The organism is Ruegeria arenilitoris (assembly GCF_013035425.1).
Taxonomy (GTDB): domain Bacteria; phylum Pseudomonadota; class Alphaproteobacteria; order Rhodobacterales; family Rhodobacteraceae; genus Ruegeria; species Ruegeria arenilitoris_A.
Window position 1 is genome coordinate 99,620 of sequence record NZ_WQHX01000005.1, and the last position, 21,744, is coordinate 121,363.

Here is a 21,744-nt window from a genome sequence, read left to right on the forward strand (position 1 = left end):
TTTGCCCTCGTACCTCACGTATAGATGCAGTCGCGTAATGTGGTCAGCCCGCGCTGCAACTCTGCTTTTGGGGCCACCAATGCGACCCGAATAAAGGACTCGCCCGGGTTTTGCCCCGGATCACCTTGTGAAAGGTATGCGCCAGGTAAGACCCGGACCCCAGTTTCCTTCCACACCTTCAAAGCGGTTTCTTCTCCGCTATCGACCGGAAGCCACAGGAAGAAGCCGGCTTTGGGAGACATATAGCCTTGCACATCTGCAAATATTTCATCCGCGATCGCGTACTTTTCCTGGTACTGAGCCCGGTTTTCCCTGACGTGTTCCTCATCCGCCCACACCTTTGCGGCCGCAGCCTGAAGGGGTAAGGGCAAAGGCGCACCGGCATAAGTGCGCAATTTTTTTACGTGCTTAATCGTTTCTGCGCCGCCAGCGATCAATCCAGACCGCAAACCAGCCAAATTTGACCTTTTTGACAACGAGTTGAACAGTGTGATCCGTTCCGGGTCTGCGTCCAGCTCTTGCGCGACAGTCAGAATCCCGACTGGTGCCTTGTCACGGTAGATTTCAGAATAACATTCGTCTGCAAAAATGCGAAAATCGTATTTCTCGGCCAGGCTGATCAGAGTAGCCCAATAATCACGCGACGCGACCGCACCCTGAGGGTTTGCGGGAGAACAAATATAGGCCACAGCGGTTCGATTCAGCACATCTTCAGGCAGGCTGGCATAGTCAGGCAAATGACCCGTCGCAGCCGTTGCAGAAACGAAATATGGTTGAGCACCCACCGAGATCGAAGCCACCATATAGACTTGGTAAAATGGGTTGGGGCACAAAATGATAGGTTGCTGACCGTTTTTTTGTTCAGGACACAAGGCCATAGCAGCGTTGTACAAGCCCTCTCGGGTGCCGTTCAAAGCCATCACATTGGCCTCGGGATCCATCGTCACCCCATAGCGGCGACCGATCCAGTCAGCGATGGATTCGCGCAACTCAGGCGATCCCTCGTTCGGCGGATATCCCTGAAAACCAGCCGCGTTTCTCATCACGACATCGGTAACCCAAGATGGAAAATCATGGGTGGGAGCACCGATTGTCATATGAATTATCTCACCGCCCGGCTGATGATGATCCAACAGAGCGCGAAGACGCGGAAATGCATATGCCGGTAGGTTCGAAAACCGCTCGGGGAAATTCATGCCAAGTGCCTCAATGCCGGGGTCATTTTCGCCCCGTTTTTTAGCAGGTTACAGATCGAACCGGCCCTCGTCCAGACAAAGAGGTTCCGAATCAGGGGATTGTGGCATTCAAGCCAGTACCAATTCCGCAGCTGCGCCAAGCCTCAACAGGGCCTCCTCGGAACCCGGATAACCCAACAGCATAAGCCCACAGCTGGCCGTTTCAGTAGGCAACGTAAGGGCCGCCAACCCCATTAGATTTCCGATCCGAGCGTTTCTCAGTGCCAGAAGATTCTCGGTAACGTAATATTCGTGGTCATTCATCAACCGTTCCAGATTCGGCGGCAAAATCGGCGCCGTCGGTGCAAGCACGGCGTCAAAACCGGCTGTCGCCGAATCCCAAGCACTGCGACATGCTTTCAGCTTTGACCAAGCCGCAATGTAATCAGGTCCTGAAAAAGAGGCCCCTGTTCGAAACCGTTCCAGAATTTCGGGATACATGGCGTCGGGATTCGCCTCGATGACGTCGCGCCACAAGCCGTAGGCTTGCGTCGTATACAAAACGCCAGCTAGACCCATTGCTTCCTCTAATTCGGGCACTTCCAAGGGTACGATTTCAGCACCGGTAGATTTTATCTTGTCCAAGGCTTCCGCGTATGCTCGGCTTGGAGCCTCACGTACATCATCCTGAGCAACCGTCTGAAGATCTGCAAATCGGCGACCCTTCAGTGACGCGCCGCGCAGGTCAGTCGGATTGATGCCTTCCATCAGGGCCAGCATTTGCGCGGCATCCTCGACGGATCTGCTCAGCGGGCCTACGGTGTCGAACCGAAGACACAAAGGTACAACTCCTTCGAGACTTAACCGTCCCGAAGTTGTTTTTAGACCAACCAAATCATTCCAGGCCGCGGGAACACGCACGGACCCGCCCGTGTCGGACCCGATTCCAATTGCCGCCAAGCCCCACGCGACCGAAGCCGCCGCCCCAGATGATGATCCACCGGGAACAGCATCTTCGTCGTGGACGCAGGGTGGCGTTCCCGTAATCGGGTTTAATCCGAGTCCCGAAAAGGCCAGCTCGCTCATATGGGTTTTCCCCAGACAGACCGTGCCCATGGCCGTTGCGTTGCGCACAACTTGCGCGTCTGCTTCAGGAACCCGTCCTTTCAATAGGGCCGAACCGGCTTCGGTTTCAGTCCCGGCCGTATCGAACAGATCTTTCCAGCTGATCGGCACACCATCCAAAAGTGATCGCCGCAACCCGGATTTGACGCGTTCTTTTGCAGCCTTAGCTTCGGCCCTTGCCCGATCATGGGTCACCCGCGCATAGATCGCATCTCGGTGTGGGTGATCGTCAATCGCAGCCAGATAGGTTTCAGTCAGGTCCCGTGGATCAATCTGCCCCATACCAATTCCGCGACCCAGATCACATGCCGTCATGGTTAACCAGTCTTGCATCCTGCAACTCCCAAAATCACGCTTTCTCGGGACGGTAGCGACAGGACCGCACATGGACAATCCCGAAAGGGCACGCATATTGCGGATCATGATAGAGGCATCAGATATCTTAATCGTCGGTGGTGGACTGAACGGCGCTGCCCTGGCTCTCGCGTTGGCTCAAACCGGACACTCGGTCACCATCATAGACTCTTTAGCCGAGACAACTCGCAAGAATGCCGCCTTTGATGGCCGGTCCTACGCGTTGGCCTTGGCATCGCAACGACTTTTGGCAGCCATAGGTGTTTGGGAAGAAGTCGTCGCGAATGCCCAACCGATGCTTGAGATCAAAGTGACAGATGGGCACGCAGGTTTCGGCCCGTCGCCATTCTTTATGCATTTTGATCATGCCGAGATCGAAGAGGGCCCGATGGGTTTTATGATCGAGGACCGGCATCTGCGACGCGCCTTTTTGGAGTCCATGCAAGGGTTCGCGGCAATCACCCGGATAAGCGGCAGGTCTGTCACCGCTCAAGGCCATACAGAGGCCGGCGTGGCCATAACATTGGATGATGATGCAGTTATCCAAGGTAAATTATTGATTGGCTGTGATGGTCGCAATAGCGGAACAGCGACTCGGGCGGGCATTAAGAGAACGGGTTGGGGTTATGATCAAACCGCGTTGGTATGTGCCATAGAACATGAGTTGCCCCACTACGGCATCGCTCATCAATTCTTCATGCCGCCCGGACCTTTGGCCATATTACCGCTGACCGGGAACCGCAGTTCGATTGTGTGGAGCGAGCGCACGGAAACCGCCAAACGAATTAACGATTTACCTAAAGCTGAGTACCTCCAGGTGTTGCGCCCGCGATTTGGCGATTTTCTTGGCGATATCCGCCTGCAAGGTGATCGTTTCACCTATCCGCTCAACTTGTCTGTCGCCAATTCATTTATTGACGAAAAATTGGCACTTGTAGGCGACGCTGCCCACGGTCTGCATCCGATTGCCGGTCAGGGTTTGAACGCGGGTCTGCGCGATGTTGGCGCTTTGGCCGAGGTGCTGACTTTGGCCGGGCGGCGCGGTGAAGACATCGGTTCAGCCTTGGTGTTGGAACGCTATCAGGAATGGCGGAGGTTCGATACAACCACATTGGCAATGGCGACTGACGCATTCAACAGGCTGTTTTCCAACGATAACTCGTTACTTCGAATTGGACGCGACATCGGCATGGGTATCGTGGGATCGTTGCCGGGATTGCGCCGTGGTTTTGTGCGGGAAGCTGCTGGATTGACCGGGGATCTTCCTAAACTGTTACAGGGCCGGGCAATTTAATCCAGCTCACGCGCTTCGTCGACCAGCATTACCGGGATGCCATTACGGATTGGAAATGCAAGACCCGCGGCTTTTGACACTAGTTCCTGGCTTTCTGCGTCATAATGCAAGGTCGTATGGGTTTTCGGACAAATCAACGCTTCAAGCATATGGCGATCAAAGGCGTGCTCAGGTTTGGTCATTGCAGCTTTTCCTCATTGGAACCACCGCGCATTGCGAACTCAATCAGTGTAACTAATGTTTCTCGCCGCGTTCTTAAACAGGGCGCCTCAAGCAAAGCCTGCTTATCTTCCGGGTCGAAGTCCAAGAGCATTGAAAGGGAATTGACCATCAGTTCGTCATCGGCGTCTTTCATTGTCTCCCAGTCCGTCGATAATTGTCTGGACGAAAAAAAACGTTCCAACAAAGACAAGAATGCCGTCCGGTCGAATCCATCGTCTGTTTCTGACTTCCCAAGATCACGATCAAAGCCGCGCCAGGAAACAGCACAACGACGGTACGGCGTGAAACTGTCCAACTCTGAAGAAACCCGAAACCGCGAGATGCCTGTGAGCGTAATTAAATACCGTCCGTCTTCAGTCTCAGAAAACTGCGTCACACGTCCGGCACAACCGATTTGGTGAAGTTTGGTTTCGTCACCTTGGCAGGTGTTCGGCTGCACCATTCCAATCAGACGTTCCTTTGTTTTCAAAGCGTCGTCCAGCATCTGCAGATAACGCGGTTCGAAAATATGCAAAGGCAATCTGGCCCGCGGCAGCAGGAGTGCCCCGGGCAGTGGAAAAATGGAAACGGTATCCGGCAAATCGGCGGGATGCATCATAACCCGAGTCTAGCTCTAAATGGCGTTTAGGCAAATATCAACGAACTGAGTTTGCGGCGGCCGTTCAACACGATCGGGTCATTGGGTTTGAGTGAGTCAAATATGGTGAATAGCTGAGATTTGGCAGCACCATCATTCCATTCACGATCGCGCCGAAACAGTTCCAACAATTGTGCGACCGCTTCTTCGACTTCACCACTTGCATGTAGCGCCTGGGCTAAGTCGAATCGGGCCTGATGGTTATCCGGGTCTGCTTCTACCACAGCGGTGAGTTCACCAACCGGTCCGGCGTCAGCGGCTTGTTTAGCGAGTTCCAGTTGCGCATGCGCGGCCTCGATTTCCGGTGAATTCGAGATTTCTGCTGGCGCGCCATTCAAGATGGCCTCGGCCTGTTCTAGGTCACCAAGCGCGATATGCGCGCGGACCAATCCGCCATATGCCCCGGAATGGTTTGGGTCTTCACCCAAAATTGCTGCAAATGTTTGAGCCGCGTCGACCGCTGCACCGTCCGTCAGCATCTCTTCTGCAGCCTGAACCGCCTCGTCTAACTGTCCGCCAGGGCTTTCGCCACCTGCGGCCTCGATAACGCGGTCTACAAACGCCTTGATCTCTGACCCTGGCACGGCACCTTGAAAGCCGTCAACCGGCTGACCCTTGTAGAAAGCATAAACCGTTGGGATGGATTGAACACGCATTTGCGAGGCAATCATCTGAGCCTCATCAACATTGATCTTGACCATTTTCACCGCACCTTTGGCGGCAATTACGGCCTCCTCAAGCAGCGGACCCAGCGTTTTGCAGGGACCGCACCAAGGCGCCCAGAAATCGACAATTACCGGAGCTTCCTGCGAAGCTTCGACCACATCGGCCATAAAGGTGGCCTCAGTTCCGTCCTTAATCAGGTCGGTTGCTGCGGTACTGTCCGCGCCGTTCAGAAGATCCATGGCAATCACTCTTTGGATTCGATTTGGGCCTTATATGCAACCGCCAGACCTAGAAACCAAGGGCAGAATTGCAGGATTATTGATCGCCTAAAGGTCAAACGTTGCAAAAACCGGTGCATGGTCGCTGGGCTTGTCCCATCCACGCGCGTCCCGAAGCACGCGGCTGGAGTGACCCGAATTAGAGATGTCAGGCGTGGCCCAGATGTGGTCAAGCCGTCGTCCCTTGTCCGCCGCATCCCAATCACGCGCTCGGTAGGACCACCAACTGAACAATTGTCCCTCGGGGATGTCCTGCCGGGTTATGTCGACCCATCCGCCCGCATCCTGGGTCTCAGCCAGATATTCCACCTCGATTGGTGTATGCGAAACGACCTTCAGCAGTTGTTTGTGTGACCAAACATCATCTTCACGCGGAGCAATATTAAGATCGCCGACAAGTATGGATTTTTCCGGCTTTTCCGCGTGGAACCAATCGCGCATGTCGGTCAGGTAATCCAGCTTCTGGCCAAATTTCTCATTGACTTCCCGATCCGGGACGTCACCACCAGCTGGAACGTAAAAATTATGTATCGTTACGCCATTCTCTAATTTACCAGCGATATGGCGCGCATGGCCAAGACCAGCGAAATCCTTGTCGCCCACCTCTTCCATCGGAATCCGCGACAGGATAGCAACGCCGTTGTATCCCTTTTGGCCACGGGCAATCATGTGGGTATAACCTAGCGCAGCAAATCCTTCCCTAGGAATCTTTTCCACCGGAGATTTACATTCTTGCAAACACAGAACATCTGGCGCTTCTTCTTGCAACAATTTCAAAGCGATAGGCTCGCGCAGCCGCACGGAGTTAATGTTCCAGGTAGCAAGTGTGAAAGGCATTAGGGGGATTCCTCTGTCGCAGTTAGCACAGACTAACGCGGTAGATTATCAGGTGCTATCGGAAAAGCTCTTCTATGAAGGGTGCCCAGTGGATTGGGGCGCATCATCACAAATTTCATACCAACAGGGTTTTTCCGAAACGAATTCGTGAAACTGAACTGTCAAACTGATGTCGCTGTCCAGCGCGTTGGCAGCTATGGGAAAACTGTCTTCGCTTGACAGAATTTCACCCAAGGAAGATCCGCAAATTGTACAGAAACATCTCCCATACTTGTAAGGTGCGCCCGGTTGATATGTCGCAACCTTGTCTTTTCCGGCAACCCAGTTCAAATCCTCTTTTTTGACAAAAACAATTGTACTGGCCCCGGCTTTTCGGCAACGAGAACAATGGCATGTACCCATTACAGAAGGTTTGGTCTTCAACTTGAACTTAACGGCTCCGCAACAACAGCTTCCATCAATCATTTCAAGAACTCCAATTTTAATCTTGAGGAACATTACAAGAACATTTAGCAAGGCACAATAGCTCTCGATGGTCTGCGGAAGGTTCAGATTAGTGCGGTGAAAAAAAGAGCCGGGCCAAGCGGCCCGGCAGTCCAACAGGGAGGTGCATGTCATAACCCGGACATGCGCGGGTTGGGAAAAACCCACTTTTGGATCAAGAGTATCACTTTGATCCGAACCAATCCAGCACGAGTCAAGAAACCAAACGATATCCGCCAGATTCTGTGACTAAAAGGCGAGCATTGGATGGATCAGGCTCAATTTTCTGGCGCAACCGGTAAATATGGGTTTCCAGCGTATGTGTGGTTACGCCCGCATTGTATCCCCATACTTCGTGCAACAATACATCGCGGGCAACAACGCCATCAGTCGATCTATAGAGGAACTTCAAAATATTCGTCTCTTTTTCGGTGAGACGAATCTTGCGGTCATCCTCGGTTATCAACATCTTCATGGCAGGCTTGAACGTGTACGGGCCCAAAACAAAGACTGCATCCTCCGATTGTTCATGTTGACGCAGCTGAGCGCGGATCCGGGCCAACAAAACGGGGAACTTGAAGGGTTTACTCACATAATCATTCGCACCCGCATCCAAGCCCAGAATCGTATCGGCATCGCTGTCATGACCAGTCAGCATCAGGACAGGGCTTTTGACACCCTGTTTACGCAACAGGCGACACAGCTCACGTCCATCCGTATCCGGCAACCCAACGTCCAGAATGATCAGGTCATAAATAGCCTCACGCGCACGCTCCATTGCGGATTGGCCATCAGAAGCTTCGAAAACATCGAAGTCCTCGGTCATAACCAATTGCTCACTTAGTGCTTCGCGCAAGTCCTCGTCGTCATCTACAAGCAGGATTTTCTTGAGCTGAGCCATCGCCGGTCCTCCTAAACCTTTTCCATCACTTGCGTTCAAAAGTTACAATCAACAAGATTTGCTGCAACCGACTCACGCCCTCGTGTCTGATGCGGAGGAAATGTTTCACATTTCGTCAGGATAGGAGTAGGAGAAGGGCGAAAAGTTATAGGGTAACATAAATGAGCCTCATTCCTGATATCACGGAGCTTTTGGCCCGCGCGCGAGCAGATTTACGCATGGGTCTGCCCGTGGTTATGATCGATGATGGCGGGGCTAGCGTTTTGGCTATGGCATGCGAAACAATGACACCTCAGCGTCTGGCCGATCTGCGTGGGATAGATGCAAACCCGGCAATTGCCGTAACTGTTCGTCGGGCCGAAACGCTCAAGGCCCGCGCTTATGATGGCGATCTCGCCCGTGTTGTGATCCCGGCAGACGCCGATCACAGCTGGGTTCAGTCTGTCGCCGATCCTTCGTCGGACCTAAGTGCGCCGATGAAGGGTCCGCTGATGACCGAGCGCAATGGCAATGCCAACCTGCACCGAATCGCTATCGCATTGACGAAATCCGCCCGACTATTGCCGGCAGCCGTTGTTGTCCCAATCGACAAAGGCCGAGAGTTCGCCACTGCGCATGGCCTGACATGCATAGACCACACGCGCGCCGCGCCTCATTTGGCGGATCGCAGCACTTTGCACGAAGTGGTTGCTGCACGCCTCCCAATGGAGGTTTCCGAGGCCGGGCGGCTGCATGTATTTCGCCCTGAAGATGGGGGCGAGGAGCATTATGCCATCGAAATCGGGCGCCCTGACCGCGACAAACCAGTGTTGGCCCGATTGCATTCGGCGTGTTTCACCGGAGATTTGATGGGCAGCCTCAAATGTGACTGCGGCCCACAACTGCGAGGGGCGCTGGCGCAGATGGGAGCCGAGGGTGCGGGCGTGCTTCTATATTTAAATCAAGAAGGGCGCGGAATTGGTCTAGCCAATAAGATGCGTGCGTATTTCCTGCAAGATCAGGGGTTTGATACCGTCGAGGCCAACCACCGCTTGGGCTTTGAGGATGACGAGCGCGATTTTCGCGTGGGTTCTGACATTCTTAAGTTGCTGGGATTTGGTTCAGTGCGGCTACTGACGAATAACCCAGCAAAGATTGCAATGATGGAACGCACTGGAATAGCTGTAACGGAACGCGTTCCGCTGAAAGTCGGTGAAACAGCGCATAACCGGGGGTACTTGGCGACCAAAGCTGCCAAGTCGGGCCACTTGTTGTGACTCCCGGAGATTTAGTTCTAACCCCGAAGGGCGTTCGTTTTCTTGGTCGCGTTTTTCCCTGCGCAATCGGCAAGGGCGGCCTGAGCCGCGACAAGCGAGAAGGCGACGGAGCGACACCTGTCGGAGAACACTGCATTGTAGGTATGTTTTACCGTCCTGACCGCATGGTGCGCCCTGCCCGTTGGGCCCGGGCCCTTGGACCCAATGACCTTTGGTCGGACGATCAAACCGATGAGGCTTATAACCACTTGGTTCGCTCTCCGTATAATTGCAGCCACGAAAAGTTGCGGCGCGCTGATCCCTTGTACGATCTCGTGCTGGTGACCGATTGGAATTGGCCAAGTGCCATACCGGGTCGTGGGTCCGCTATTTTCTTGCACCAATGGCGGCGACCACGTTACCCGACCGAGGGCTGTGTAGCCTTCCGCCGGGATCACTTACGTTGGATTGCACAGCAGATCGTTCCGGGCACCCGGTTGATTATCCCTGCGACTTGACCCGTTCCCCAAAAATGGCCGATCCGACACGAACGTGGGTCGCGCCCAGTGCAACGGCCGTCTCAAAGTCGCCGCTCATACCCATTGACAGACCTTCCAGCCCATTCCGGTCGGCGATCTTAGCCAACAGGGCGAAATGCAGCGACGGTTCCTCATCAACGGGCGGAATGCACATCAGTCCCAGTACAGGCAGCTCCAGATCCCGGCATTCTGCAATGAAGCTGTCCGCCCCGCTTGGCAAAACACCTGCCTTCTGCTCTTCTTCTCCAGTATTCACCTGAATGAACAGGTCTGGGCATGCTCCAATTTCTTGCGTTAGCCGGGCCAAGGTTTTTGCCAGCTTTGGGCGGTCTACGGAATGTATGGCGTTACACAGTTCCATCGCCTGCCGTGCCTTGTTTGTCTGAAGCGGCCCGATCAAGTGCAGATCGATGCCGGAATAGCGTTCTTTTAACGCAGGCCACTTTCCAGCGGCCTCCTGCACACGGTTTTCGCCAAAACAGCGATGCCCTTGTTGCAGAACTGCCTCAACCCGTTCATTCGGTTGCACCTTGGACACAGCAATCAGCTTGACCGAACCCTGGGGTCGTCCAGCAGCTGTTTCAGCGTTCGCAATGCGGGTTTTGATGTCTTGCAGGGACATGGGGCCTCTCATCCAGCTTTCGCCGCAGAAAAACACCATGTTGCACAAAAAGAAAAGGGCAGGCCCGAAGACCTGCCCTTAAACATGTGGTTCAGACCAACTTAGAAGTTGAACTGAGCACCAAAGTCAGCACGGACCTGTCCGTCTTCGTCACCGCGCTTCTGGCGGCCGAGACCGCCACGCAGCGACGCGCCGCCGCCCAGGTCGTAGATAGCGCCGATACCATACTGTTGGTTATCGTTGTCAGCGTTACCGTCACCGTAAGCTGCGGTGAGGGTTGTTGCCGCGCCAATGTTCCACGCCAGCGACAGACCCCATGCAGTACCGTTCAGGTCAGGGTCATCAACATCGTCGTCTGCAACAAACAGGGTACCACCGAAGTCGCCCCATTCGCCGCCCAGAGTCAGAACCAACAGGCTTTCATCATCTACAACGTCATCGTTATCAGTCTGACCATAGGCCAGTGCTGCGGTAATGTTGCTGAAGGTGTAGGTGGCGCTGATGTCCCAGCGATCACGATCGCCGGTACCGTCGGTGTCATAGGATGCACCGAATGCGAAATCGCCAACTGCATACTGGAAGAACACGGCGTTTGCGCCTGCTCCGGTCGACGAATAGCCCAGGAAGCCATAGTCAACACCAGAGTACTGACCAATGAACGATTCCAGACCAGGCTCGTTACCGTAGTAGTTCGCCAAGTTGTCAAACGAACCCGCGACGTTACCCGCGTCAACACGCAGACCGCCGTAGATTACCGAGAAGCGTGGTCCGTTCAGGACAGCTGATCCCGCTTCGCCGTTCGACGCGTTTTCGTCAGCCTGCATACGAACACGAGCTTCGAAGCGTACCCCGCCATCTGTTTCAGTGATGCCGTCGATGTTCAGACGAAAGCGCGATACCAGGATGGTATCATCCGCGCCATCTTCGTCCGAACGGTCTTCCAAATAGCCAATACCGAAGCGGCCATAACCGCCCAGTTTCACTTCTGCGGCTTCAGCTGCAACAGCGGTGATCGCCATTGTAGCTGCCGTTGCGAAGAGAACTTTTTTCATCTTGTTTCCCTCGGTTTCAAAGTTTTTCTACTCGACACATGGCACACATGCGTCTCAGCACGGACACCGTGTCGCTCTTTTTGCCCCCTAAGTGCAAGCTTGGCATAGGCGAATAACCGTCATTCTGCCCAAATTGGTGCAAGGATGCCACAGTCTGTTTTGCCCCCAGTTTCAGGCCAGACGCGCAGAATTCGAAAGAATTGGCTTGTTGCAGGCAGGGACCTTGGCTAGGAGTATGCCCCAGCACATGCCTTACACGTGATAACAGGACCCGCTTACCATGCGCCTGCCAAGGATTTTGTCTTTGATTTTGCTGACCGCTGCCATTTCGGCATGCGGGCAGAATCAAAGCACTTCGACGGCCAACCCCAATCTTGTGGGTGGAACCACGGATGAGCGCGAATTGAACGACCCTGATCGTTCCACGATCTGGGACTTGTTCGACCGGGGAAGCGCCGAACAAACAACCAACGTCAACCGCTATCTCTGGGCCGCATCGCTCGACGTCCTTAGTTTTCTGCCGGTGCAAGAGGTAGATCCTTTTACTGGTGTCATAATAACAGGTTACGGCAGACCGCCCGGCGGAGGCCGATCCTATCGCGCCACCGTCCACATCAGCGATCCTGCTCTGGCCGCGCGCTCATTATCGTTGGCTTTACAGTCCAGCGGCGGTGCTCCGGTCAGTGCCTCAACCACCCGTGCAGTCGAAGATGCGATTCTCTCGCGCGCCCGACAGCTGCGCATTGAAGACAACAAGTTCTAGCAACCCGCCGAAAATCACAATATTACCACGCCGGGTTCCTACCCGGCGTTTTCATTCACGAAGGACCGCACCATGTCGCGCTATTCGGCAAACGAAATCGAAGCTAAGTGGCAAAAAGCCTGGGACAGTGCCGGGATTTTTTATGCCAACCACAAGGCGGACGGGCCGAAATACTATGTGCTCGAGATGTTCCCTTACCCATCAGGCCGCATCCATATGGGACATGTGCGCAACTATACGATGGGCGACGTTATTGCGCGGCAAAAACTGGCGACCGGTCACAACGTTTTGCACCCAATGGGCTGGGATGCATTTGGAATGCCTGCCGAAAACGCTGCGATGGCGATAGGAGGGCACCCCAAAGATTGGACCTATGGCAATATCGCCGACATGCGCGCGCAGATGAAACCGTTGGGCTTGTCCATCGACTGGTCGCGTGAGTTTGCAACCTGCGACCCGGAATACTATGGCCAGCAGCAGGCGCTGTTTCTTGATATGCTCGAAGCTGGGCTGGTCTATCGGAAAAATGCAGTCGTGAACTGGGACCCGGTCGACATGACCGTGCTCGCCAACGAACAAGTTGAGAACGGTCGTGGTTGGCGATCGGGCGCTTTGGTTGAGCGACGCGAACTGACGCAGTGGTTCTTCAAGATCTCAGATTATTCCGAGGAATTGCTGGATGCCCTCGATACGCTGGACAACTGGCCTGCCAAAGTCCGCCTGATGCAAGAAAACTGGATTGGCAAATCACGGGGTCTGCAATTTTCATTTGAACGAACAGACGAAGGTGAGCCGATTACTGTCTATACGACGCGGCCCGACACCCTGCTTGGCGCATCATTCGTCGGAATCTCTCCTGACCATCCGATTGCAAAACAGCTGGAGGCTAAAGACCCGAAAATAGCTGATTTCGTTGCAGAATGCCGCAAGGGTGGGACAACTGAAGAAGCAATCGAGACCGCTGAAAAGCTGGGCTATGACACAGGCATAAAGGTCAAGCACCCGCTGGATCCCAGCTGGGAACTGCCTGTATGGATCGCAAACTTTATCCTTATGGATTACGGCACTGGTGCAATTTTTGCATGCCCAGCTCACGATCAACGCGACCTGGATTTCTGCCGCAAATATGGCCTTCCGGTTATCGATACCTTTTTCGCGCTGGACGATGACACACCTGTTGACAAGATTGCTTTCGTTCCTCCGAAAACAGAGAAAGTCCGCTGGGTGAACCACTTCGCCGGTCTCACCGAGGCAACGGGTGAAGAAGCAATCAACGCCACCGTTGATTTCGCCGAAAAAGCAGGTTGGGGCGAAGGGGTTACAAAATATCGCCTGCGCGACTGGGGGCTGTCTCGTCAGCGGTATTGGGGTTGCCCGATCCCAGTTGTGCACTGCGATTCCTGCGGTGTAGTTCCCGAAAAGAAAGAAAACCTGCCAATCCGTTTGCCTGACGACGTTACTTTCGACAAGCCTGGCAACCCGCTGGACCGCCACCCGACTTGGCGTGATTGCGAATGCCCGTCTTGTGGTGGTCCAGCCAAACGCGAAACCGATACGATGGACACCTTCGTCGATTCGTCATGGTACTTCGCGCGGTTCACTGCGCCACATGCCAATACCCCCACCGATCTGGCCGAGGCCGAGTACTGGATGAATGTCGACCAGTATATCGGCGGTATCGAACATGCGATTCTGCACCTGCTTTATTCAAGGTTCTTTGCTCGGGCGATGCAGATCACCGGCCACCTGCCGAAGAAGGCAATTGAACCTTTCGATGCGCTATTTACTCAGGGGATGGTCACACACGAAATTTACCAGACGCGAGACGAAAAGGACCGCCCAGTCTATCACCTTCCCGAGGATGTCGAGGACGGCAAACTCAAGACAACGGGCGAAGCGGTCGAGATCATACCTTCGGCTAAAATGTCGAAATCAAAGAAAAACGTAGTTGACCCAGTCAGTATCATATCAGCCTTTGGCGCCGACACCGCCCGCTGGTTCGTACTGTCCGATTCGCCGCCTGAGCGCGACGTAGAATGGACTGCGGCAGGGGCTGAGGCCGCGTTCAAGCACCTCAGCCGTGTGCATCGCATCGCGTCCGAGATCTCGGAGTCAAATGTCCCGGCCAATTCGGATGACGAAACTCTACTGCGCGAAATGCATAAAGCGATCCATGATGTTACCGGCGGCGTCGAGTCCTTTGGCTTCAATGCTTCGATCGCCAAGCTTTATGCCTTTACCAATACTTTGTCCAAATCCAAAGCGGGCACTGCGGCAAAACGCGAAGCCGCCAAAACTTTGGCCCAGTTGATGTCGCCAATGACCCCGCACTTGTCCGAGGAGTTGTGGCAAATGCTGGGTGGTGAGGGTTTGGTTGCTACAGCGCCCTGGCCGAAAGCGGATGAGGCGATGCTTATCGACGATACGATCACCCTGCCGATTCAAATCAACGGCAAACGCCGCGCGGAAATCAGCGTGGCGAAAGACCTGGACAAGGTCGAGGTTGAAAAACTTGCGCTCAGCACCGAAGCTGTTCAAAGGGCGCTGGATGGCGCCGTTCCGAAAAAAGTCATTGTCGTACCTGGCCGGATCGTAAATGTCGTCGTTTGATCGCAGAACCTTTTTGCTTATGCCGCTTGCGCTGACCGCTTGCGGCTTTCAGCCTGTTTATGCACCAGGTGGTACTGGCGCGACTCTAAACGGCAGGGTCGCTGTCTCAGCTCCGAGCGACGTGAAAAGTTTTTTGCTTGTCCAGAACCTTGAGCAGAAACTCGGCCGCAGCGCGGCCTCCGGCAGCGAATACAAGCTAGCTGTAAGCGTGTCCACAACCACACGTGCCGCGTCTATCTCAACCTCGAACGAGACCAACCGTTACACAATTGATGGCCGGGCAAATTACTCTCTGACTTCTGAAGAATCCGGCCAAGTAGTGGCATCTGGTCAGGTGATTGATTTCGTTGCCTATTCAGCTGCCGGATCGACTGTTTCCACGTTGGCAGATGAGCGTGATGCAACCGAACGGCTGATGGAGATTCTGTCGGATCATATCGTAACTCGCCTGTACACCAGTCCGGATATCACCGCATGAAGCTTAGCCCGCGTGAGGCCGACGGCTATTTCACCAAACCGGACGTGGATAAGCTGGGTTTGTTGATATATGGGGCCGATGCAATGCGGGTTGCCCTGAAACGTCAGCAGGTTCTGGCGGCACTACTAGGACCGGGTGCCGAAGAGGAAATGCGTTTGACCCGGATGCCTGCTGCAGAACTGCGTGGTGACCCAGCTATGTTGCTCGATGCAGTCAAAGCTGTCGGCTTTTTTCCAGGTGTTCGCGCTGTTTTTGTAGAGGACGCAACTGATACCGCAGCCGCCGCAATTCTCGCAGCGCTAGAAGATTGGTCTGCAGGGGACGCGCAGATTGTTGTCACTGCCGGACAGCTCAAGCCCAGTTCGAAAATCCGCAAAGCGTTCGAAGCACACCCGGAAACCTATGCCATCGGTATATATGACGACCCGCCGTCCCGCGCAGAGGTCGAGCGGGTGTTGATGCAGGCTGGTTTGCAGAACATCCCACGCGACTCGATGTCGGTGCTGTCCGAACTTGCCGCCGCACTCAGCCCGGGAGATTTCGCCCAAACCGTTGAAAAGTTGTCGCTTTATAAACGGGGTGATGATGGCAGTCTTTCCATCGAAGACATCGAAGCATGTTCCCCAAGCTCCACAGAGGCGGCACTTGATGACGTACTAAACGTTGTTGCCGAAGGCAGGGCAGCAGAGATTGGGCCTCTTATCAGAAAATTGCAGGCACAGGGTACAAACGGAGTGACGCTATGCATCGGCGCGACTCGGCATTTCAGGACGCTTTACGCTTGCGTATCCCACCCCGGAGGCGCTGCGCAGGGTATCAGCAAATTGCGTCCTCCTGTTTACGGAAAGCGGCGTGATCGCATTTTACGTCAGGCGCAGGGTTGGGGAGCGCCCAGGTTGCAAACGGCTTTGACTGTGTTGACGGACACGGACTTGTCGCTGCGATCAGCAGGTCAGACTGCACCTGCCATGGCGCTGGTCGAGCGCGCTATGATCCGTCTGGCGATGCTGGCCCGTTCGAGCTAATTCCGGTCGGTCTGGTCCAACCAATCAGCAGCAGCGCGCCCTGCCCAGCGTCCTGTCGCCAAGCACCCGGTCAGCAGATAACCTCCTGTTGGGGCCTCCCAATCCAACATTTCGCCTGCGCAAAAAACCCCTGGCTGGCCCCTAAGCATTAGGTCGTCGTTAACTGCGTCCCTACTCACCCCTCCTGCTGTCGAGATCGCCTCGTCCATTGGGCGAAGGGCAGTGTAATGAATTTGCAGTTTTTTTAGATTTTCAACCAGACGATCAGGCTGCCGTGCATCCGCTTTTGTCATTTCATAGAACAGGGCGATTTTTTGAGCAGGCAACCGCAGTTTGGATTTTAACAAATGCGTCAGTGTCGCCTTGGACCTGCTGGCCGAAATACGTGCTTGGATAGCGTTAGGATCGAAATCGGGAAGAAGATCGACGCGCAACGGCGCCCCTTTTCGTAAGGCTGGCGTAAGCGGATACAGGCCGCCACCCTCAAGGCCTTTGTTGGAAAGTATTGCTTCACCCCGGCTTTGCAGTTCGCCTGCCGACCAGAGTACAGATTTCAACGCTGTGCCAAAATGCGGTTGCATGTGGTGGCTCCAATCAACCGACAAGGCCGAATTAGATGGGGTAAACGGGTTGAGCGAGACATCTTTTCCGGCAAGCAGGCTGGTCCATTTTCCATCGGATCCCAGCCGCGACCAACTTGCCCCTCCTAGGGCTAGAACCGTTGCGTCGGCGTTTAGGTAAAGAACCCCTTTAGGTGTTTCGAAAATCAAATTCTCACCGTCCCAACCCGTCCAACGGCAACGCGTTCTAATCTGAACGCCGGCTGCGTCCAATCGGGACAGCCAGCTGCGAAGCAAGGGAGAGGCCTTCATAACCTTGGGAAAGACGCGCCCGGTCGAACCTGTGAACAGGTCTTGTCCCAACTCTTTCGCCCAATTCTGCACGGCCAGGGCGTCCATCTCGGAAATTACAGGCCATAGCCATGCCGCAGAATCTCCGTAGGCTCCCATTAGTTTCTCAAATGGCTCGTCCTTGGTCAGGTTCAGCCCAGACTTACCGGCCATAAGAAACTTACGGCCCACAGACGGCATTGCCTCGGCTACCAGAACATTGTGACCGGCAAGACTAAGTTGCTCGGCTGCCATCAATCCAGCAGGGCCCGCCCCGATCACCACTGTTTGCGCCATTGTAACCCTCTTGCCATCTGTTCGGATCAGCGCAATTTTTCCATCATGAATGACAGCGATCCGATCTGCCCGCTTTGCGACCGCCCAATACCAGACGGAGGCGGAAGCCTGCACCATCTGATCCCAAAACTCAAAGGTGGCAAGGGCGGGCCCACAGTTCTGTTACATGTGATCTGCCACAAAGAGATTCACGCCACATTGACCGAAGGTGAACTAGCACGCGACTTCAGCTCGGTCGAAACATTGCGTGCCCATCCACGTTTGGCGAAATTCTTGAATTGGGTTCGCAAACGCCCACCTGGGTTCCGATCAAAAGTACCTGGAAAACGACGGGGGCGTTGATCAACCTGGCAAAACCGGGTCACCAAACGCATCTTTGGTCGGTTGCATCAACCCAGCGACTTCAATGCCCAAATAATCTGGCACATTTGAAAACTGAACACCCGGTATGTGCTGAAACTCGATTGTTGTATACGGACGTTTCCACAACCACTCGCGGTTTTTTACTGACCAGATATCGGGTTCAGGCGGGTTGTCAGATGAGAAGGCATAGAAATGCAGGTCAAACCCATAAGGTTCCACGTCTTGAATTGACAACAAACGCATTCCCATTTCCCGGCAAAATGCATCCTCAGCACCAATATCGCCAGTGCGAAGAGTTACCTGACCAATACACGCCTTTTCAAAAGGCGCAGAGGGATCAGCCGCCACCTGCAGTCGATTGTCCTTGAAATCATGCTGCAACAGCTCAATCGAAAACCCTTCTGGGTCGCTCAAATGGCACATGTAACCAATGTCCAGAAACTGATGTGGCGATCCAACTTGAAAGCCCTGATCACGTAATTGAGCCTGCGCCAAGTCCACGTCCGGCACCGTTATCCCAATCTTCCAGTATCTTTGACCCCTATCATGATTATATCCACCACCGCCGGGTATCAGTAATAAATCAGCGTCTTGGCCGGTATAGCCGACTCGCCGATTGGCGCCCTCGGCCTTGACGGTCATGCCCAATGCATTCTGGTAGAACTCCGCCAGTTTCACCGGGTCGGCCACCCGCAGGCACAATGCTGCAATCCTCATTGGCACAACCTGGCAATTCCCGAAGCGACAATGGGGTCAGCCACTAACCTGTCGGCCACTAGGTCACGAGCAGTTGGCAAAAGGTTTTCGGGGTCGACAACCCGATCTACCAAACCGAATTCATATGCCTCGACCGCCGTTATTTTTTGTCCGGCCATCAATATCAACTTAGTCCGAGCCGGTCCGATCAGGGCAGCCATGCGCTTCGGGTCCGAAGGCTGGGGCAGAAAACCCAACTTCATCACCGGATAGAAGATTTTGGCCGCAGGCACTGCTATCCTTAGATCGCAGGCTAAAACCATGCCGTTTGCCCCGCCGGCAAGAGTTCCGTTCAATGCTGCAACTGTCAGGCAAGGCAAGTCTGCAATGGTTCCGGACAGGCGTTCCCACAAATCTGATGTCGTAAGTCCTGCCCGCGCCTCTTCAATGTCCGCTCCCGCGCTAAAGACGCGGCCTGCTCCTGTCAGGATTAGGGCACGAGCTTCTTGTGCAGCCTCGGCAATGCGCAACAATTCTTCGAGCATTGAGCCAGTCAGCGCATTCGCTTTTCCGGGGTTATTCAGCGTAACGGTCCAAAGCCCGTCGTCTTGTTGCAGGTCAATCACGTCAAACCAACCCGCTTGCGAATTTCCTCCTCCCGAAGGGAGATTTCCGTTCCAAGAAATTCATCTGCGTCCGTGGAACACATCCATAGCAATGCACGCGCCGGCCAATCCGCCGGAATGTGTACATCCCAGTCCAACTGGCTGACCGGGTTGATCCCACTTGCCTTGATTACGCGCTGCATGTCCGTAGCAACAGTACCCGGCGATAAGCCCATGGCACGGATGCCGTGCTGCGACTCTTCAAGATGAAGGCATTCCGTCAACATCTTTGCCCCAGCTTTCGATGCGCAATAGTGGCTCCATGCTTCCACCGGGTTCGAAGCAGCTCCTGATGATATAGTCAGTACTGTACCCCCACCGGCAGCTCGCATAAGCGGCAAAACCGCCCGCATTCCGTAAAAGATACCCTTTAAGTTGATATCAATGGCCTGTCCCCACGCCGCGACATCTGCGTTAGACAAATGGAATATGGGGTCGATGACACCTGCATTTCCAACTAGAACGTCAAGACGCCCGAATCGGTCCACGCAATCTGCAACGGCTTGTTCCACTTGCGAAAAGTCACTGACATCGCAAGACAGAGCTATGGCATTGTCACCCAATGCCGAGGCCAAAGCATCAATCTGATCGTGACTGCGCGCAACAAGCGCCACGTTGGCTCCGGCTGCAGCAAAAACGCGTCCAGCTTCTGCTCCGATCCCTCGGCTAGCACCGGTAATAAGTACGGTTTTCCCTTGCATTTGCATCGTCTAATCCCAATCCTTTGAAATTGCATAAAGTCCTACCGCGCAAATGGGGAAAGGGTCCACCCCTTGCCTCTTGACGATCCCCATTACAGGCACGACCATGCAGCAAATTTAAAAAATGAAGGACCCCCTATGTCTGTTTTTCTTCGCCGCAGTTGCGGCGCCGCTTTGGCTTATGCCATTACGACCCAAAGCGCATTCGCTGATTTAACCGCTAATGATGTCTGGTCCGACTGGCAGGCTTATTTGGGCGGAATGGGCTACACCGTGACAGGTGATCAAAGCGTTTCCGGTAATGTCACAACCATCACAGATTTCATCATCAGCTTGGCTGTTCCCGAGTCTTCCGATTCGGTGCAAATGACCATTCCCGAAGTGACATTAACCGAAAATGGTGATGGCACCGTTCAAATCGTTTACCCAGAGAGCTTTCCCGTTACCATCTCTGGTGGTGGCGAAGGCGATAGTTTTTCGGGTGATTTGCTTTACACGAACAAGAACCTGAACATAGTCGTTTCTGGCTCGCCCGATGACATGGCTTACAACTATTCTGCCGCCAGTATGGGATTTGTTGTGAATGCCTTGGACCTCGAAGGAGAAGATATTCCTGAGGACTCAGTCGATGCAAGCCTTGAGATCACTGACGTATCGGGCAATGCCCGCATGCAGATCGGCGAAAATCGTGACATTGTACAAAGCATTACTGCTGCCGGCTTGGCTTACAAACTTGTCGTACAAGACCCGGAAACCGGCCACGATATCAACATAAACGGCAGGTTAGAGCAGTTGGCATTTGACGGAACGACGATAATTCCAGCAATATTCGACGCTGCGGACATCAAAGCCATTTACGAGGCCGGCTTTGCGGTAAATGGAGCGTTTTCGTACACCTCCGGAAGTACGGATATTGAAGGTGTCTCCGAAGATGAGACCTTCTCTATGAGCAGCTCTTCGAAAGGCGGTCGCTTTTCCGGCAGCATAGACGCCAAGCGTCTTGCTTATGAAGTGTCGCAAACAGGCTCGAAACTCGCGATGACCATGTCGGAATTGCCTGTGCCCGTTGAAATCAATGCCGCCAACACAGCGATGGTAATCGAAGTACCTGTTTTGGCAACGGAAGAAGTTCAACCTTTCGCTTTTAGTCTGAACTTGAATGATTTTACCATGTCGGACGTTCTTTGGGGCATGTTTGATCCTACCGGCGCTCTACCACGGGACCCGGCGACCATCGCCATAAATACCTTGGGAACTGCTAAGATTTTGATCGACTTCATGGACCCGGAAGTCAGCGAACAGATTGAATCAGGACAGCTAGAGCCTGCAGAACTACATTCGCTGAAAATCAAAGAGCTTTTGATCTCAATGGTGGGCGCAAATCTCACCGGGGATGGGGATTTTACCTTCGATAACACCAATACCCAGGAATTCGGTGGGATGCCTGCACCGACAGGAGAGTTGAACCTGCAACTAGTGGGCGCCAACGCTTTGATCGATAAGCTTATCGCGATGGGCTTTGTGTCCGAGAGCGATGCAATGGGCGCCCGAATGATGATGGGACTCATGGCTGTTCCAGGTGAGGAACCGGATACGCTGAACTCAAAGATCGAATTCACCGAAAACGGTCAAATCTTGGCTAACGGTCAGCGTATCAAGTGATTTTCAGCTTTGGAAGGACTGAAACACAGCCCTTCGTGACAGGCCACGCCTATCCTGGGCGCGGCTTTTTCTTTGGAGTCCAATTTCACTAACACTGACGCAAATCAAAAAGGGTTCCTGCCACTGACACCAACTACAATTAGCTTGCAGGTCTTGCAGGCTGGTCAGTCCAAG

The 21,744-nt window shown here is 54.0% G+C and carries 23 protein-coding genes; 9 read left to right on the forward strand and 14 right to left on the reverse strand.

Annotation, left to right across the window (positions count from 1 at the left end):
• Positions 1–14: 14 nt before the first annotated feature.
• Entirely contained in the window at positions 15–1,196 is a 1,182-nt protein-coding gene (locus GOV45_RS14930) for an aminotransferase class I/II-fold pyridoxal phosphate-dependent enzyme (RefSeq protein ID WP_170479210.1), read from the reverse strand.
• Between the two features lie 108 nt (positions 1,197–1,304).
• Entirely contained in the window at positions 1,305–2,633 is a 1,329-nt protein-coding gene (locus tag GOV45_RS14935) for an amidase (RefSeq protein ID WP_170479212.1), read from the reverse strand.
• A 52-nt stretch (positions 2,634–2,685) separates the two neighbouring features.
• Between GOV45_RS14935 and GOV45_RS14940 the strand changes: the two genes are divergently transcribed.
• Positions 2,686–3,948, forward strand: coding sequence for an FAD-dependent oxidoreductase (locus GOV45_RS14940; RefSeq protein ID WP_254448015.1), 1,263 nt, complete (start codon positions 2,686–2,688; stop codon positions 3,946–3,948).
• Here GOV45_RS14940 and GOV45_RS14945 read toward each other — a convergent pair.
• The 6 genes from GOV45_RS14945 to GOV45_RS14970 form a co-directional block, all read right to left on the reverse strand.
• On the reverse strand, positions 3,945–4,130 hold the full coding sequence (locus GOV45_RS14945; RefSeq protein WP_170479214.1) for a Trm112 family protein: 186 nt from the start codon (positions 4,128–4,130) through the stop codon (positions 3,945–3,947). The genes GOV45_RS14940 and GOV45_RS14945 overlap by 4 nt on opposite strands.
• Positions 4,127–4,768, reverse strand: a complete 642-nt coding sequence (locus tag GOV45_RS14950) for an LON peptidase substrate-binding domain-containing protein (RefSeq protein ID WP_170479222.1) — start codon at positions 4,766–4,768, stop codon at positions 4,127–4,129. The genes GOV45_RS14945 and GOV45_RS14950 overlap by 4 nt, the downstream gene beginning before the upstream one ends.
• A 26-nt stretch (positions 4,769–4,794) precedes the next feature.
• Positions 4,795–5,712, reverse strand: coding sequence for a thioredoxin (gene trxA / locus GOV45_RS14955; RefSeq protein ID WP_170479224.1), 918 nt, complete (start codon positions 5,710–5,712; stop codon positions 4,795–4,797).
• Between the two features lie 87 nt (positions 5,713–5,799).
• Positions 5,800–6,588 carry an exodeoxyribonuclease III gene (locus GOV45_RS14960; protein WP_170479226.1) on the reverse strand — a complete coding sequence of 263 codons (789 nt, stop codon included), beginning with the start codon at positions 6,586–6,588 and terminating at the stop codon, positions 5,800–5,802.
• Positions 6,589–6,660: 72 nt separating this feature from the next.
• Positions 6,661–7,206 (reverse strand): GFA family protein, encoded by a 546-nt coding sequence (locus tag GOV45_RS23650; RefSeq protein WP_367648684.1) that lies wholly within the window; start codon positions 7,204–7,206, stop codon positions 6,661–6,663.
• A 79-nt stretch (positions 7,207–7,285) separates the two neighbouring features.
• The gene (locus GOV45_RS14970) at positions 7,286–7,972 is read right to left on the reverse strand and encodes a response regulator transcription factor (protein ID WP_170479230.1); all 687 of its coding nucleotides are present in this window, start codon (positions 7,970–7,972) and stop codon (positions 7,286–7,288) included.
• Positions 7,973–8,133: 161 nt separating this feature from the next.
• Here GOV45_RS14970 and ribA point away from each other — a divergent pair, with 161 nt between their 5' ends.
• A complete protein-coding gene (ribA, locus tag GOV45_RS14975) occupies positions 8,134–9,228 on the forward strand; it encodes a GTP cyclohydrolase II (RefSeq protein ID WP_170479232.1) in 1,095 nt (364 codons plus the stop codon).
• The gene (locus tag GOV45_RS14980; protein WP_170479235.1) at positions 9,225–9,725 is read left to right on the forward strand and encodes a L,D-transpeptidase family protein; all 501 of its coding nucleotides are present in this window, start codon (positions 9,225–9,227) and stop codon (positions 9,723–9,725) included. Before ribA ends, GOV45_RS14980 begins: the two co-directional genes overlap by 4 nt.
• On the opposite strand, the gene GOV45_RS14985 is transcribed toward GOV45_RS14980, so the two are convergent.
• Both GOV45_RS14985 and GOV45_RS14990 read right to left on the reverse strand, forming a co-directional pair.
• The gene (locus GOV45_RS14985) at positions 9,709–10,368 is read right to left on the reverse strand and encodes a YggS family pyridoxal phosphate-dependent enzyme (protein ID WP_170479237.1); all 660 of its coding nucleotides are present in this window, start codon (positions 10,366–10,368) and stop codon (positions 9,709–9,711) included. The genes GOV45_RS14980 and GOV45_RS14985 overlap by 17 nt on opposite strands.
• Before the next feature lie 101 nt (positions 10,369–10,469).
• The gene (locus GOV45_RS14990) at positions 10,470–11,420 is read right to left on the reverse strand and encodes a porin (RefSeq protein ID WP_170479238.1); all 951 of its coding nucleotides are present in this window, start codon (positions 11,418–11,420) and stop codon (positions 10,470–10,472) included.
• Positions 11,421–11,700: 280 nt separating this feature from the next.
• Here GOV45_RS14990 and GOV45_RS14995 point away from each other — a divergent pair, with 280 nt between their 5' ends.
• The 4 genes from GOV45_RS14995 (at position 11,701) to holA (ending at position 16,296) form a co-directional block, all read left to right on the forward strand.
• Positions 11,701–12,183, forward strand: a complete 483-nt coding sequence (locus GOV45_RS14995; protein WP_170479240.1) for a DUF3576 domain-containing protein — start codon at positions 11,701–11,703, stop codon at positions 12,181–12,183.
• A gap of 72 nt (positions 12,184–12,255) precedes the next feature.
• Positions 12,256–14,793 (forward strand): leucine--tRNA ligase, encoded by a 2,538-nt coding sequence (gene leuS, locus GOV45_RS15000; RefSeq protein ID WP_170479242.1) that lies wholly within the window; start codon positions 12,256–12,258, stop codon positions 14,791–14,793.
• Positions 14,780–15,271, forward strand: a complete 492-nt coding sequence (gene lptE, locus GOV45_RS15005) for an LPS assembly lipoprotein LptE (protein ID WP_170479247.1) — start codon at positions 14,780–14,782, stop codon at positions 15,269–15,271. Before leuS ends, lptE begins: the two co-directional genes overlap by 14 nt.
• Positions 15,268–16,296, forward strand: coding sequence for a DNA polymerase III subunit delta (holA, locus tag GOV45_RS15010; RefSeq protein WP_170479248.1), 1,029 nt, complete (start codon positions 15,268–15,270; stop codon positions 16,294–16,296). Before lptE ends, holA begins: the two co-directional genes overlap by 4 nt.
• Here holA and GOV45_RS15015 read toward each other — a convergent pair.
• On the reverse strand, positions 16,293–17,483 hold the full coding sequence (locus GOV45_RS15015) for a TIGR03862 family flavoprotein (protein WP_170479250.1): 1,191 nt from the start codon (positions 17,481–17,483) through the stop codon (positions 16,293–16,295). The two genes, holA and GOV45_RS15015, sit on opposite strands and share 4 nt — an antisense overlap.
• Positions 17,484–17,528: 45 nt before the next feature.
• Between GOV45_RS15015 and GOV45_RS15020 the strand changes: the two genes are divergently transcribed.
• Complete coding sequence (locus tag GOV45_RS15020; RefSeq protein ID WP_170479252.1) at positions 17,529–17,825, forward strand: HNH endonuclease; 297 nt, start codon at positions 17,529–17,531, stop codon at positions 17,823–17,825.
• On the opposite strand, the gene GOV45_RS15025 is transcribed toward GOV45_RS15020, so the two are convergent.
• Genes GOV45_RS15025 through GOV45_RS15035 form a run of 3 tightly spaced genes read right to left on the reverse strand, consistent with a single transcriptional unit; the run spans position 17,826 to position 19,914 of the window.
• Positions 17,826–18,563: a VOC family protein gene (locus GOV45_RS15025; protein ID WP_170479253.1), complete on the reverse strand. Its 738-nt coding sequence runs from the start codon at positions 18,561–18,563 to the stop codon at positions 17,826–17,828. It abuts the gene before it with no gap.
• Positions 18,560–19,168 (reverse strand): enoyl-CoA hydratase/isomerase family protein, encoded by a 609-nt coding sequence (locus GOV45_RS15030; protein WP_170479256.1) that lies wholly within the window; start codon positions 19,166–19,168, stop codon positions 18,560–18,562. Before GOV45_RS15030 ends, GOV45_RS15025 begins: the two co-directional genes overlap by 4 nt.
• A complete protein-coding gene (locus tag GOV45_RS15035; protein ID WP_170479258.1) occupies positions 19,165–19,914 on the reverse strand; it encodes an SDR family oxidoreductase in 750 nt (249 codons plus the stop codon). The genes GOV45_RS15030 and GOV45_RS15035 overlap by 4 nt, the downstream gene beginning before the upstream one ends.
• Before the next feature lie 132 nt (positions 19,915–20,046).
• Between GOV45_RS15035 and GOV45_RS15040 the strand changes: the two genes are divergently transcribed.
• The gene (locus GOV45_RS15040; RefSeq protein WP_170479260.1) at positions 20,047–21,570 is read left to right on the forward strand and encodes a DUF2125 domain-containing protein; all 1,524 of its coding nucleotides are present in this window, start codon (positions 20,047–20,049) and stop codon (positions 21,568–21,570) included.
• Positions 21,571–21,744 lie beyond the last annotated feature (174 nt).